This is a genomic window from Enterobacter sp. WPR_3_1 (assembly GCF_003635055.1).
Taxonomy (GTDB): domain Bacteria; phylum Pseudomonadota; class Gammaproteobacteria; order Enterobacterales; family Enterobacteriaceae; genus Enterobacter; species Enterobacter ludwigii.
Genome location: NZ_RBXU01000009.1, coordinates 382,109 through 396,321, shown reverse-complemented (window position 1 = coordinate 396,321; position 14,213 = coordinate 382,109). Strand labels below are relative to the sequence as shown.

General features: G+C 53.3%; 14 protein-coding genes. 6 read left to right on the top strand and 8 right to left on the bottom strand.

Annotation, left to right across the window (positions count from 1 at the left end):
• Positions 1-4: 4 nt before the first annotated feature.
• Complete coding sequence (gene yqhD / locus BJ887_RS10235; protein WP_044857771.1) at positions 5-1,168, bottom strand: alcohol dehydrogenase; 1,164 nt, start codon at positions 1,166-1,168, stop codon at positions 5-7.
• A 195-nt stretch (positions 1,169-1,363) separates the two neighbouring features.
• Between yqhD and BJ887_RS10230 the strand changes: the two genes are divergently transcribed.
• Positions 1,364-2,263: an AraC family transcriptional regulator gene (locus BJ887_RS10230; protein ID WP_020883659.1), complete on the top strand. Its 900-nt coding sequence runs from the start codon at positions 1,364-1,366 to the stop codon at positions 2,261-2,263.
• Positions 2,264-2,310: 47 nt separating this feature from the next.
• Here BJ887_RS10230 and yghB read toward each other — a convergent pair whose 3' ends face one another.
• Complete coding sequence (yghB, locus tag BJ887_RS10225; protein WP_014171613.1) at positions 2,311-2,970, bottom strand: DedA family general envelope maintenance protein YghB; 660 nt, start codon at positions 2,968-2,970, stop codon at positions 2,311-2,313.
• Between the two features lie 149 nt (positions 2,971-3,119).
• Positions 3,120-4,307: a cystathionine beta-lyase gene (metC, locus tag BJ887_RS10220; RefSeq protein ID WP_025203159.1), complete on the bottom strand. Its 1,188-nt coding sequence runs from the start codon at positions 4,305-4,307 to the stop codon at positions 3,120-3,122.
• Positions 4,308-4,558: 251 nt separating this feature from the next.
• Between metC and exbB the strand changes: the two genes are divergently transcribed.
• Together exbB and exbD are read left to right on the top strand one after the other, a co-directional pair.
• Complete coding sequence (gene exbB / locus BJ887_RS10210) at positions 4,559-5,290, top strand: tol-pal system-associated acyl-CoA thioesterase (RefSeq protein WP_014171611.1); 732 nt, start codon at positions 4,559-4,561, stop codon at positions 5,288-5,290.
• A gap of 4 nt (positions 5,291-5,294) precedes the next feature.
• Entirely contained in the window at positions 5,295-5,720 is a 426-nt protein-coding gene (gene exbD / locus BJ887_RS10205) for a TonB system transport protein ExbD (protein WP_014171610.1), read from the top strand.
• A gap of 45 nt (positions 5,721-5,765) precedes the next feature.
• On the opposite strand, the gene BJ887_RS10200 is transcribed toward exbD, so the two are convergent.
• A complete protein-coding gene (locus BJ887_RS10200) occupies positions 5,766-6,218 on the bottom strand; it encodes a hypothetical protein (protein ID WP_020883661.1) in 453 nt (150 codons plus the stop codon).
• A gap of 1 nt (position 6,219) precedes the next feature.
• The gene (locus tag BJ887_RS10195) at positions 6,220-6,624 is read right to left on the bottom strand and encodes a hypothetical protein (RefSeq protein WP_020883662.1); all 405 of its coding nucleotides are present in this window, start codon (positions 6,622-6,624) and stop codon (positions 6,220-6,222) included.
• A gap of 102 nt (positions 6,625-6,726) precedes the next feature.
• Between BJ887_RS10195 and BJ887_RS10190 the strand changes: the two genes are divergently transcribed.
• Both BJ887_RS10190 and BJ887_RS10185 read left to right on the top strand, forming a co-directional pair.
• Positions 6,727-7,230 (top strand): ESA_00282 family adhesion-associated protein, encoded by a 504-nt coding sequence (locus tag BJ887_RS10190; RefSeq protein ID WP_014171607.1) that lies wholly within the window; start codon positions 6,727-6,729, stop codon positions 7,228-7,230.
• A gap of 81 nt (positions 7,231-7,311) precedes the next feature.
• Positions 7,312-7,800: a TIGR00645 family protein gene (locus tag BJ887_RS10185; RefSeq protein WP_014171606.1), complete on the top strand. Its 489-nt coding sequence runs from the start codon at positions 7,312-7,314 to the stop codon at positions 7,798-7,800.
• A gap of 52 nt (positions 7,801-7,852) precedes the next feature.
• Here the strand turns inward: BJ887_RS10185 and BJ887_RS10180 are convergent, their stop codons facing one another.
• Both BJ887_RS10180 and BJ887_RS10175 read right to left on the bottom strand, forming a co-directional pair.
• Positions 7,853-8,893 carry an aldo/keto reductase gene (locus BJ887_RS10180; RefSeq protein WP_025203160.1) on the bottom strand — a complete coding sequence of 347 codons (1,041 nt, stop codon included), beginning with the start codon at positions 8,891-8,893 and terminating at the stop codon, positions 7,853-7,855.
• A gap of 148 nt (positions 8,894-9,041) precedes the next feature.
• Positions 9,042-11,633, bottom strand: coding sequence for an autotransporter outer membrane beta-barrel domain-containing protein (locus BJ887_RS10175; RefSeq protein ID WP_121339830.1), 2,592 nt, complete (start codon positions 11,631-11,633; stop codon positions 9,042-9,044).
• Positions 11,634-12,140: 507 nt separating this feature from the next.
• Between BJ887_RS10175 and BJ887_RS10170 the strand changes: the two genes are divergently transcribed.
• Positions 12,141-13,688 carry a methyl-accepting chemotaxis protein gene (locus tag BJ887_RS10170; protein ID WP_032678967.1) on the top strand — a complete coding sequence of 516 codons (1,548 nt, stop codon included), beginning with the start codon at positions 12,141-12,143 and terminating at the stop codon, positions 13,686-13,688.
• Between the two features lie 81 nt (positions 13,689-13,769).
• Here the strand turns inward: BJ887_RS10170 and BJ887_RS10165 are convergent, their stop codons facing one another.
• Complete coding sequence (locus BJ887_RS10165) at positions 13,770-14,102, bottom strand: glycine zipper domain-containing protein (RefSeq protein ID WP_020883667.1); 333 nt, start codon at positions 14,100-14,102, stop codon at positions 13,770-13,772.
• Between the last annotated feature and the right edge of the window lie 111 nt (positions 14,103-14,213).

The window sequence follows — 14,213 nt, the reverse complement described above, 5'->3', positions numbered from 1 at the left end:
ACGCTTAGCGTGCCGCTTCGTAGATACGACGGCTCACTTCCAGCGTAATGTCGCCGTGCTCGCCCAACTGGGTCATACCGTGTTCTTCAAGTTTCGCCAGCAGGGCAGGGATGGAGCTGCCATCCAGGCCATAGCCGGACAGACGCGTTGGCACGCCCAGACCTTCAAAGAAGCTGCGGGTTGCTTCGATAGCCGCGTCGATACGCGCATCGTCAGAACCTTCGGTGATGTTCCACACGCGCTCAGCGTATTGCAGCAATTTAGCGCGTTTGGTATCACGTTTTTCGTTCCACAGTGCAGGCAGGACGACGGCCAGCGTTTGTGCGTGATCCAGACCGTGCATGGCCGTCAGTTCGTGGCCCAGCATATGGGTTGCCCAGTCCTGCGGCACGCCGGCACCGATCAGACCGTTCAGCGCCTGGGTTGCCGCCCACATCACGTTGGCGCGCACATCGTAGTTTTCCGGCTCTTTCAGCGCTTTCGGACCGTCTTCAATCAGCGTCAGCAGAATGCCTTCCGCGAAGCGATCCTGAATTTTGGCATCTACCGGGTAGGTAACGTACTGCTCAACGGTGTGCACAAACGCATCGACCACACCGTTCGCGACCTGACGTGCAGGCAGGGTGTAGGTGTAAACCGGATCGAGGATGGCGAATACAGGCTGAACGTGATCGTTCATAAAGGCCTGCTTATCACCCGTGGTTTTACGGGAGATAACGGCACCTTTGTTGGATTCAGAACCGGTCGCAGGCAGGGTCAGCACGGAACCCATTGGGATCGCGCTTTTGATATCGCTGCCGCGGGTTTCCAGAATGTGCCACGGGTCAATACCGTCCGCGTAGTGCGCCGCAGCGGCGATGAATTTGGTGCCGTCCAGGACGGAGCCGCCGCCGACTGCCAGCAGGAAGGTGACTTTTTCATCACGGGCGATCTTGACCGCGTTCATCAGTGTTTCATAAGACGGGTTAGGCTCGATACCGCCGAACTCACGCACGTCCAGACCTTCCAGCGCGCTGTAAACCTGATCCAGTACGCCGGTTTTTTTCACGCTGCCGCCACCGTAGGTGATCAGTACGCGGGCATCAGCGGGGATCTGTGCGCGCAGGTCGGCGATAGCGCCTTTACCAAACAGAATGCGGGTTGGGGTGTGGAGATTAAAATTATTCATTGCTCGTTCCCTTATGTGGGTGAAAAACCGTGGTGGCGCTGAAGGCGACCTGATGCTGCACATTGTGGCCGTCCGGGGCTATCCTCTCAATGCACATTCCTGCCGATGTCTTGCCCATTTCTACAGAGCGCTGGAGAAAACACGGTAAACTGCGCACACTGTCAACGTCGGAAACCGTAGCCGGAGTAACGTAAAATGAACCGTGAAGCGATCTGCCTTCAGCTTACTGCGCAGATTAAAAGACTGATTGATAAAGAAAATGGCGTCGGTGACATGTTGCCTGACATTCGTCTTCTGTATGGGACGCAGCCAGGGACACGCACACCGGTCATGTACCAGCCGGGCATCGTTTTTCTCTTTTCAGGCCATAAAATTGGCTATATCAATGAGCGCGTGTTCCGGTATGACACCAATGAATATCTGCTGCTCACAGTACCTTTACCCTTTGAATGTGAAACTTTCGCGACAGAAGCGGTACCGCTGGCGGGTATTCGTTTAAATGTCGATATTCTTCAGCTGCAGGAACTGCTGATGGAGATTGGCGAGGACGCATTGTTCCGCCCGTCGATGCCCGCGAGCGGGATTAACTCCGCGACGTTATCCGAGGAGATCCTCTGCGCCATTGAGCGTCTGCTCGACGTTATGGAACGGCCGCTGGATGCACGCATCCTGGGCAAACAGATTATCCGCGAAATTCTTTACCATGTGCTGCTGGGGCCGGGCGGTGGGGCATTACTCGCGCTGGTCAGCCGCCAGACGCACTTCAGCCTGATTAGCCGCGTGCTCAAGCGTATCGAAAGCCAGTACACGGAAAACCTGAGCGTTGACCAGCTGGCGGCGGAAGCAAACATGAGCGTCTCGGCGTTTCATCATAATTTTAAGTCGGTGACCAGCACCTCGCCGCTGCAGTATCTCAAAACCTATCGGCTGCATAAGGCTCGTATGCTGATGATCCACGACGGCATGAAGGCCAGCGCGGCGGCGATGCGGGTGGGCTATGAAAGTGCGTCGCAGTTTAGCCGGGAGTTTAAGCGTTACTTCGGCGTCACGCCGGGGGAAGATGCGTCGCGCATCAGAATGATGCAGGGGACCTGAGGGGAGAGCCCAGCCGGGTAAGCGTAACGTCACCCGGCTTTTTTATATCACGCGCTGCAGTATTTCTTCTTAATCACGACCGCAATCGTCCCGAGCAGTCCCGCGACCAGCAGGAAAAGCGGGAGGATCATCAGGAAAGTCATTACCTGGTCTTCGTGGTGTTTCACAAAGGGGATCATATTCAGCGCGTAGCCAAGCGTGGTCACCACGCCTACCCACAGCAGGGCACTCAACCAGTTGAAGAACTGGAAGCGGCGGTTTGACAGCCCGGAAATGCCTGCCATGGTCGGCAGCAGCGTGCGAACAAACGCCAGAAAACGCCCGGCCAGCAGCGCCAGCAGACCGTGGCGGTCAAACATGCAGGTCGCACGTTGATGATATTTATGCGGTAACTGCGCCAGCCAGCCTTTCACGACGCGCGTATTGCCGAGCCAGCGGCCCTGCAGATAGCTCAGCCAGCAACCGAGGCTGGCAGCGGAGGTGAGTATGACCATCGTCGGCGTGAAGTCCATGACGCCTTTACCGATTAATGCCCCGGCCAGTAAAAGCAGGCTGTCACCGGGTAAAAATGAGGCTGGCAGTAATCCATTTTCCAGAAACAGGGTTGCGAACATCACGAAATAGACGATACCTACAACGTGAGGGTCCGCCAGCGCGGCAAAATCGTGTTGCCAGAGCGCCGCAATAATATCTTGAATAACAGCCATGGACTTTCCTGTGGAACAGCAGATGCAGATATAGCGCTATTGTACTCCCTAATTCGCCCGTGGGGTTTGATCGCGGGCGCAACTAATGCAGACTTTTCTGGTGGCAGTGTTCACAAAAGCGTCCAGGGAGTACATTTTCAGCATGCACTCTACACGATACGTTCAAACCCTGCCGCTAAATCCGCAATTAAATCGTCAACATCTTCTAAACCAATATGCAGTCGGATCAGCGTGCCGCTGAAATCCACTTCTCCACCGGGGCGCAGAGCCGCAATTTGCTCCGGCTGGTTAGGCAGGATCAGGGATTCAAACCCGCCCCAGGAGTAAGCCATGCTGAAGAGGGTAAAATGATCCAGGTAGTTCGCCAGTTCGTCGTTACTGAGCCGTTTTTTAAGAACAAATGAGAACAACCCGCTACTGCCCGTAAAGTCACGTTGCCAGAATTCATGGCCTTTGCTGCCCGGAAGCGCCGGATGGTTAACGCGCTCGACCTGCGGGTGCCGGGCAAGCCATTCGGCCACCTTCAGACTGCTTTCATGGTGCTGACGCAGGCGCACCCCCAGCGTACGGATACCGCGGCTGGTCATGTAGGCTGTATCCGCATCCACCATCTGGCCCATCAGGTAGGCATTCTCCCGAAGTTGATCCCAGCAGCGCGCGTTGGATACCGCAGTACCGATCATACCATCAGAGTGGCCAATCAGATATTTGGTCGCGGCCTGAATAGAGATATCAATGTCGAATTCCAGCGCCCTGAACAGCACGCCCGCCGCCCAGGTGTTGTCGATCATGATGATTGCCTCGGGGGCTTTGCTGCGCACTGCTTTCACAATAGCCGGGACGTCGTGCACTTCCATGGTGATAGAGCCTGGGGATTCCAGAAATACAATGCGCGTGTTCGGCTGAATAAGTTCAGCGATACCTTCGCCAATCAGCGGATCGAACCAGCCGGTGGTCACGCCGAGCTTGCTGAGGATTTTGGTGCAAAAATCCTGGCTTGGTTCATAAGCGGTATTGGTCATCAGAATATGGTCGCCCTGTTCCACAAACGCCAGAATGGTATTGGCGACTGCCGCCGCACCACAGGGGAACAGGGCGCAGCCCACGCCGCCTTCCAGTTCGCACATGGCTTCCTGAAGTGAAAAATGGGTTAGCGTGCCACGACGGCCATAGAACAGCCCGCCTTTGGCGCGGTTGCGCGTGGCGATTTTTTTATCCTCGACGGTATCAAATACCAGTGAGGAGGCGCGTTGAATCACGCTGTTGACCGATCCCTGAGTGTATTTTTTGCTGCGTCCTGCCTGTACCAGCGTGGTATCAAGATGCTTCTTTGTCATGTTCGCTAACCCTGTTTTTATACGTCTGGACGTCCAGACTACCACGATTGTAAAAATCTGCACCCGGGGGCTTATCGAATAAGCAGAAAATATTAGCAAAAATACGCATAAGAAATTTTTACTGCGTAAGCGCAAGGAAAGTGAACGAAAATTACGGCAGTATGTAAATACTAATGAGAACTACTATCAATTCGACGACGTTTTGATATTATTACGGTCAGATTTTGTGATTTGCGTCCTGGAGATACAGAGTGGGTAATAATTTGATGCAGACGGATCTCTCCGTCTGGGGCATGTATCATCATGCTGACATCGTGGTTAAGATTGTGATGATCGGCCTGGTTCTGGCGTCCGTGATCACCTGGGCTATCTTCTTCAGTAAGAGCGTCGAACTGCTGTCGCAGAAGCGTCGCCTCAAGCGGGAACAACAGCAACTGGCTGAAGCCCGCTCCCTGGATCAGGCCTTAGACATGACCTCATCCTTCCATGGAAAAAGCCTGACCACCCTGTTAGTCAACGAAGCACAGAACGAGCTGGAACTCTCCGCAGGCAGTGAAGATAACGAAGGCATTAAAGAACGTACCGGCTTCCGCCTGGAGCGTCGCGTTGCTGCCGTTGGCCGCCATATGGGCCGCGGTAACGGTTATCTGGCCACTATCGGGGCGATCTCACCGTTTATCGGTCTGTTCGGTACGGTCTGGGGCATCATGAACAGCTTTATCGGCATTGCGCAGACGCAGACCACCAACCTGGCGGTGGTTGCGCCAGGGATTGCCGAAGCGCTGCTGGCGACCGCAATCGGTCTGGTCGCGGCCATTCCGGCGGTCGTCATCTATAACATCTTCGCGCGTATGATTGGCAACTATAAAGCCACGCTCGGTGACGTCGCCGCGCAGGTGCTGCTGCTGCAAAGCCGCGATCTTGACCTCAATGCCAGCTCCGTTAAACCGGTGCATGCGGCGTCTAAACTGCGCGTAGGTTGATTGTATGGCGATGCGTCTTAACGAAAATCTGGACGATAACGGCGAAATGCATGAAATCAACGTGACGCCGTTTATCGACGTTATGCTGGTTCTGCTGATTATCTTCATGGTGGCTGCGCCGCTGGCGACGGTCGACGTGAAGGTGAATCTGCCTGCCTCTTCCAGCCAGCCGCAGCCGCGTCCTGAGAAACCTGTCTATTTGTCGGTGAAAGCGGATAAATCGATGTTCCTCGGCAACGACCCGGTGACGGATCAGTCTGTTATCCCGGCCCTGGATCAGCTCACCGGCGGCAAGAAAGACACCACGGTCTTCTTCCGCGCGGATAAAACCGTCGATTACGAAACCATGATGAAGGTAATGGACACGCTGCATCAGGCGGGTTATCTCAAGATTGGGCTGGTCGGCGAAGAGAAAGCGGCCGCGAAATAACAAAGAAGCTGGCGAAAGCCGGCTTTTTTTATGCGTGTCGGGCGATCAGTTTTTTGTCTCAGTGGACGCAGGTGCAGGCGCGTGGGACGCCAGCGCGTCTTCATCAAGCGCAACGCAGGTGACGTTTGACGTGCGGTACTCGCCGTCAGACAGTTTGCGCGTCAGACGCAGGGTGGCCACTTCTCTGGCGAGCAGATACTGATAATTGGCCTCCAGACGCCCGAGAAGCTTCTCTTTCAGCTCAGGCCGCTGTTCGATGAGGGTATTCATCACCGCGCCGTATATCTCTTCCTTCACCTGCAGAGGATAAATCTCGCGGCGATTATGCCATTTTAGGCGTACCAGCGTCGCCGGGATCGATACCAGGTCCTGAGTTATTCGCGTCATCTCGGCATTTTTTGTGTTTCGCAGTGCATCGAGATTTTGCTTTAAGATAAATTCATCACTTTTTTTGTTATCTAAAGCCAAATAAACGTCGTTATCTTTAATTTCTTTCACGTTACTCTTCCCCCAGGTTATAAAAAATAGGGTTGTTGGTTTCACGCGTAATTAGATTAAGCCAAATTTCATTGCCGGCTTCGTTTATTTCTTTGGTTTTTTCCGCGATTATTTGACTTAGTTTCTGGGCATCTATTTCACCTTCGGCCTGCAGGTCATTCAGCAGGTGGACAAAGGCTTCTATTTTAACGGCGCGAAATAACCGGTCCTTTATATGACGGTCGTGCTCTTCCAGTAACATATTACGGGATTTACCGGTGCGAGAAACGCCTATTAATATGTCAGACTCGTAATCAGAGAGCTTTCTTTTCCCCTGAGTGAAATTAGCCTCTTTTTCTGCTTCCGTCGTTTGCTGTTCCACAGGCGCAATGTGGTACTTAGCCGGGACGAGGTAGTCGGGCAGCATTTTAATTTCCTTTAATTACAACAGGGTGAGGTTGGTAAAGGCGTGAGATTCGTTGACAATATCATGAGGCAATTTTAAAATCAAAAAAAATGGAGCCTACCCATGAACAGCATTTTTTTTACGGTCATCACATTACTATTACTGACCGCTGGTGTTCTTTTATTGATGCAGGAGTTCAATAAAACGCAAGTGTCGAAAGACGCCAGTGAACCTCCGCTACCTGAACTGATGACAAAAGAGGAAGGTGAAGACCATTTCTCCGTATTGATGAACTCGGTTACACCGGTTTGGTACTGGCGGGTGAACCATGAATATATCGACTTTTTGCACGCGACAATTAAGCGAATGAAAATGTCGGAAATTAATGACACGCCTGGGTTGTTTGAAGCGCAGCGCCGCTGCAGCGACCTGAATTCCGCGGTGTATAAATATTATGACAATATCAAAAAGCGTTGCCTTAACGGTGAGAAGGTCTCCTGTTCCGATCTGGACGTATTAAACCTGCGCCAGTGTTTTCGTGAGTTCAGCCTGGAGGCGTATCCGGAACTGGTGGTGCTGGTCTGGCCGGAGTATGCGCGCCCGGACGTTAGTCCTGACAATGTCTGAACGTACAACGAGTGAGTTGTTGCAAACAGTCAGCGCCGTTGAGATATACTGGGCGCTGGTTTCGTTTGCAGACAGGACTTTATGGAACGCTTCTTTGAAAACGCGATGTACGCCTCTCGCTGGATACTGGCACCCGTCTATTTTGGCCTTTCGCTGGCGCTGATTGCGCTGACGATTAAGTTTTTCCAGGAAATCTTGCATGTTCTGCCGAACATCTTTTCCATTGCCGAAGCAGATTTGATTCTGGTTCTGCTTTCGCTGGTGGATATGACGCTGGTGGGCGGATTACTGGTGATGGTGATGTTCTCCGGCTATGAGAACTTTGTCTCTCAGCTCGATATCGACGAGCGCAAAGAGAAGCTCAACTGGCTGGGCAAAATGGATGCCTCGTCGCTGAAGAATAAAGTGGCCGCGTCGATTGTGGCGATCTCATCTATCCACCTGCTACGCGTATTCATGGACGCCAAGAATGTCCCGGACAACAAACTGATGTGGTATGTGATTATCCATCTGACGTTTGTGCTGTCTGCGTTCGTGATGGGGTATCTGGATAAGATCAGTAAGAAGTAATTTTCCCCCCTCTTCCCAGGGGAGAGGGGGGGCGTGAGCGCGACAGACCGCGCTATTTATCCGACGACGCCTGCCACAAATTCAATTCCCCATCCGCAACATGCTGGTCAATCCTTTTCAGCTCATCGTCGCTAAAGTGCAGGTTATTCAGGGCCTGCACGTTCTCTTCGATCTGCTCCGGACGGCTCGCACCAATCAGTACGGATGTCACGCGTTCATCCTTCAGCAGCCAGCTCAGTGCCATTTGCGCCATCGTCTGACCACGGGCCTGTGCCATCTCATTCAGTAAACGCAGGCTGTTCAGGTTGGCTTCAGTCAGCATGTTCTCCGTCAGACCGCGCACCTTCTTGCCTTCACGCTGCATACGAGAATCTTCAGGAATACCGTTCAGGTATTTTCCGGTCAGCAGACCCTGCGCCAGCGGCGTAAACGCAATGCAACCCGCCCCGTTTTTCTCAAGCGTATCCAGCAGGCCGGTGTGATCGACCCAGCGGTTGAGCAGGTTGTAAGATGGCTGGTGGATAAGCAGCGGGATCTTCCACTCGCGTAACAGGTCCGCCATTTTCTGGGTGCGCTCCGTGGAGTAGGAGGAGATACCGACATACAGCGCTTTACCGCTCTGCACGGCCTGGGCCAGCGCAGCGGCGGTCTCTTCCATCGGCGTATTTTCATCCACGCGGTGAGAATAGAAAATATCCACATACTCCAGCCCCATGCGCTTGAGGCTCTGATCGAGACTGGCGAGCAGGTATTTGCGCGACCCGCCCGACCCATACGGCCCCGGCCACATGTCATAGCCTGCTTTGGTTGAGATGATCAGTTCATCGCGATACGCGGCAAAATCTTCCCGCAGCAGACGACCCATGTTTTCTTCCGCGCTTCCCGCCGGCGGGCCGTAGTTGTTGGCAAGATCGAAATGGGTAATGCCGAGGTCGAAGGCTTTATGCAACAGCGCCCGCTGAGAGTCGAGAGGCTGTACATGGCCGAAACTATGCCACAGACCAAGCGACAGCGCCGGCAGGCGCAGGCCGCTTTTTCCGCAGTAGCGGTACTGCATATTTTCGTAGCGGGCGGGGTAAGGGTGCCAGGACATGATGTCTCCTTTCTTGTCGATGAATTTTCGAAACAACGTTTTCATTCTGTGCTTATCAAATCACAAATCCTGTTGATAAGCGATGACATGCCTGATCACCCTGAATGATTAAAGCCCGGCAGCATCAGACTGACCGGGCGTTCACTCGTCAGAAGCTGTAGCTCATCCCCGCCTGCACGCTGGCATCGTTGTCCACGTCACCGGTGCCGACATACACCCCGGTATTGAGCGTGAAGTTATGCGCGATGGTTGCATTGATGCCTGCTCCGAAGATCCCCATCGTGTTGTTATGGCCGGAGGTGGTGTGGTAATCCGCCGCCTGAATATCAGTATCGTCGCTGAACTCTTTCTGGAAGCGTGCGTCGATCCACGGCATCATCTGCACGTTCTTGCTCAGATCGCGAAGCGTTGTGGTGAGTCTCAACCCGACCCCACTGTTCCAGGAAGAGACCTGACTGTCGGCGAAGGTCACTTCACTGTCGGAGAAGCCGTTTGCTTTGGTTTGATCCCAGCCTAAGATGGCGTAAGGTTGCAGCAGGGTTTCACCTGGCAGCAACACGTTCACACCGGTACGCGCCTGCGCCATATACAGGGTGCCATCCGTCGAACCGTGCAGTGCTTCGGTCATGCCGCTGGTATTCCCCGTCACGTTATTCGCAGACAGGGTGTACCGCATATCGCCATAGCTGAAGCTACCGTCGGCAAACATACCCCATGTTCTGCCGTTAAGCGCCTGCTGCCAGCCACCGTACAGGCTGTAGTAATTACCGTAGACGCTGTCATTAAAGCTATCAGCGCCGTCATGGGTATCCTGCACGCGGCTGCGTGTCCATGCCAGTGCAATACCGCCAGTGACGCTATCACCGTTGTCCAGATGCGCCGTCCAGTCCACGCCACCCTGAGCGCCCTGGGTGATGCTCTTATAGTCAACATCATTGCTGAAATTGCCATTCTGATAGAGGAAATCACCCCAGACCTGCGCACCTTCCTCCTGCTTGCCGAGCAGGTTAGCCAGATGCACCTGATTCATATGGTTGCTGATATCATCAGCCACCTGATGTCCGGCCTGCTCGGCAGCGTCCAGACCGGCAACAAGGCCCTGAACGTCGCTCGCGAGGCTGCCCTTCTGGCTGTTAAATTCGATATTCCACGACTGCGTATTATCGGCGGTAAGGCGTGTCTGCGGCGCGGTATCTGCGGCCACAATATTCAGACTGTTGTCATAGTTATAAGCGCCGCTACGGTTTTCAACATTCTGTTGGCCATTTGTGAAGGTGGCCGCCGCATAATTTTGCGGGGTGCTGGTGCCTGAAGTGGTGAACGTACCCAGAATCACGTTCTGCTGATTTTGTGCCGAGGGAGTAATGCTGTTGACGACAACGGCGTTATTAACCCCGGTGATATTGCCGAAATCAACAAAGCTGTCGGTGCTCATATTTACCATCGCATTACTGCCGGTGGTAGTAGCGACAAGCGTTGAGCCATTTTGCAAACTCCAGCTGGTGGCATCGTTAATTTTATCAATGGCGATGCTGTTATTGCTGGTCGTGTTCACCGTCTCGAACTGACTAATTTCACCAGAAACAGAACTGCCGGCATCCATTGACAGCGTGTCGCTACCGTCACCGCCATCAACATTGCCGTTAACATGAGAATTATTGGTCAGCACGACCGTATCATCGCCCGCACCGGTTGTAATATCACCATTTACGGTGGCATTATTTTGCAGCGTGATGGTGGTATTGCCGCTGTTTTGACCGGTATTTACCGCACCATTAATAGTGCTGTTATCCACCAGAACAGAATTCGCTGAACTGCCGTTCAGGGTAATATTGCCATTCACGACGCTCTTATTAGTAAACGTAAGTGATGTCGACCCCTTTTCATTAATAACGCCAATATTGCCAGTGACGGTACTGTTATTCAGGGCCAGGGAATCGGCCTGGGTGCCGTACATGGCGATGGCAAGATCGCCCACGCCATCCAGGTTGATGTCACTGAACGGCTTATACTCGCTGAGTGTTTCGGCCAAATGTTCCATGTTCTGCGCGATTTCACTCTGCGAGGCATCGACGGTGGCTCCGGTCAGCGTAATGCGGGTATCCGATTGATCGCTCCCTGCATAAATACCGCCCTTATCCATTGTACTGTTGCTGAGGGTAATATCCTGTTCGCCAGCGCCGGCGCTTACAATGCTGCCGTGCAGCGCGCTCCCGTTCTCAATATTGACGGTGTGGTAGCCTTTATCCAGTGGATCGAGATAAATCGCTGAGCCCATCATATAGGTTTTATCACGCTGGTAATTGCCTGTGCTGTTTTCACCGTTCAGCGTCGCGCCATCAACCGTCACGGTGGTATTGGTGGTCGCGCCTCCGCTACCGACTTCAATCATATCGGCCGTAGCGCCGTTATTCAGGGTGATATTCGCGGTACCGCCGTTGCTTCCCTGGATATAGTGGCCTGACATATCCGTTCCGGATACCGTTAATGACTGCGTGTCGCCATCCCCTCGATGACCATCCATGAAAATATTATTCGCCGTGGCGTCGGCCATAACCGCATTTGTTACACCGGGATTTTGATAAAAGCTGTCATCGGTATATTTCGTTAATCCACAGGTTTGCGTCGTCACGCCATCCTCACACGGTGTCGCTGTCGTCATTGCTGCCTGGGTACCGAAAGAGGTTAAAGCCATTAAGACACACTGCGAAAGCAATGTGCGGTTCATAAATTTACGCATCTGAAACTCCGTTAATAAAAAATCGTCGACATCCTTGTAAAGGAATTTATTTAATTTAAGGAATTTCTCATAAGTAAAGGATGTAATGAAATTTAAAAGATAAGGAGTAAGTTATTGGGGTATTTAAATCAGGAAATCTGATAATTAGGTGTTAATATATTTGTGTGATAAATGGAACTGAATAGTTACCCTGCAAATTAAGCGGGTTTTCGAGAAAGGGTAGCGCTATTGATTGACGCAACCTGTTGATGATGTACTCCTCAGAAGGTATGGCCGTTAATTTAATGCGCTGCAGTTTTACATTTATTTATCCACTGACAAAGTAAAACACATTCTTAGCAGGGTAATTTTCCCCTTCTAAAATGTCTCTTTTTTCTGAATGAACGCAGGGGCAGTAAAAATTTTAATAAAAATAATGCGTGAAAGGTGATGAATTTGCTCATTCCTGCCGATAACGAGGGTAAGACTCGCCTCTGGGCGAATTCACCCTCACGGCAAGGAAGACTTATGAATATGTTGCGTAATTTTACGATCCGTTTCGTCATGCTGACGATTCTCGGGATCTTTTGTTTAATGTGGGCGGGCGTGGGGCTTTACAGCACCTGGTCTCTGTCACGGGTATCAGAGGGCAATGAGGTGGATCGCCAGCTGGTCAAACAGATGACCATACTCAGTCAGGGTAACGATCAGTATTTTCGCTTTGTGACCCGGTTGAGTCGCGCGATGGAAGTGAAAGCCGCGGGTGGCACACCGGACCTGGCCCCTGCCCAGCAGGCGCTGGACAATATGGGGAAGAAACTGGCTGAGATGAAGGCAATCTCACCAGGACCGATGGATGAGCAAGTTTCAGCTCAGGTGATCGGTAGCTGGCAGGCTTTGCTTGAGCAGGGCGTAACGCCGCAAATGCAGCAGGCGAAGCAGTCCTCTCTGGAGGGCTACCGTCAGCAGGCGAATAACATCACCCCTCCGCTGAGTCGTGCGTTTGGTGCTGCTGCGGAGAACTTTAACAACGCGGCCGCCCGGGCACTCGACAGCACCCGAGTGGTCGTGGACAGCCTGACCAGCATGACCCGCACGGTGATTATCACCGCCACGATTATTGGCCTGTTAATACTGCTCTTCACCGACCGTTACCTGGTGGCGATGCTGGTAAAACCGCTGGCTCGCATTCGCCAGCAGTTCCGCCAGATTGCCCAGGGCGATCTCAGTCAGCCGATTGAACCGTTCGGTCGCAACTGCGTGGGGCAACTGGTTCCCCTACTGAGCGCGATGCAGGATAGCCTGCGAGAAGCGGTGAGCTCTATTCGCTCCGGCAGCGAGAATATCTGGCGCGGCGCGACGGAGATCTCCAGCGGTAATAACGATCTCTCGTCCCGTACCGAAGAGCAGGCCGCCGCACTGGAAGAGACGGCGGCCAGCATGGAACAGCTGACCGCCACCGTGAAGCTGAATGCGGAAAGCGCGCGTCAGGCCAGCCAGCTGGCGGATGTGGCGTCAACAACGGCCAGCCGCGGCGGCTCGCTGGTGGAAGAGGTGGTGACCACCATGAGCGGTATTTCTGAGAGCTCGAAGAAGATTGCTGAAATCACCAATGTGATCAACAGCATTGCCTTCCAGACCAATATCCTGGCGCTCAACGCTGCCGTGGAAGCGGCGCGTGCGGGCGAGCAGGGACGTGGGTTTGCCGTCGTGGCCGGCGAGGTGCGTAACCTGGCAAGCCGCAGCGCCAACGCGGCAAAAGAAATTGAGGGATTGATTACCGATTCCGTTTCCCGCGTAGAGCAGGGCGCAAAGCTGGTGGGCGACACGGGCACCACCATGGATGCCATTTTGCGTGATGTGACGGAAGTGACGACCATCATGAAGCAAATCGCGTCTGCGTCTGAGGAGCAAAGTAAGGGGATTTCGCAGGTGGGTATTGCTATCACGCAAATGGATGGCGTGACACAGCAAAACGCCTCGCTTGTGGAAGAGGTCTCGGCAGCGGCCTCCGCGCTTGAACGTCAGACCGAAGAGCTCCAGCGGTCGGTGCAGAAATTCCGCCTCTCGGCTTAATCACTGTTAAAAGGCCGCCGTGTGCGGCCTTTTTTTCGGTTAAACGCAGGCGAGCCAAACGGAGTGCCGCCTGCACGTTTATCAGTGAGTGGCTTCACCAATCAGTGCGCCAGAGCCGGCACCGACGGCGGCCCCTTTCAGTACGCTGTTGCCTGTTACCGCCGCAGCACCTGCACCCACCACGGCACCCACCGCACCGCCTTTACGCGCAGCTTTACCTTTGTCGCCGTTTTTGAACATCGCACCGGTACCCGCGCCAACGACCGCACCGCCTACCGTGGATTTCAAATCTTTGCCCGTGGCTGCGCCAATTGCCGCACCGGCCACTGCACCGGCGGCGGTTTTATCTATCGCCATACCAGAAGTGGAAAAGATCAGGGTGCTGATAATCAGCGCTGTTTTCATCAATTTCATAACAAATCCTTTGTGACTGCTGTCGGTTGAGTCCGCTTTTCTCGTCATCTGATCTGAGAAAAACGTCCGCATAGTGCCAGTAATACCGGCTCAACCCTTAAGCAAATCATG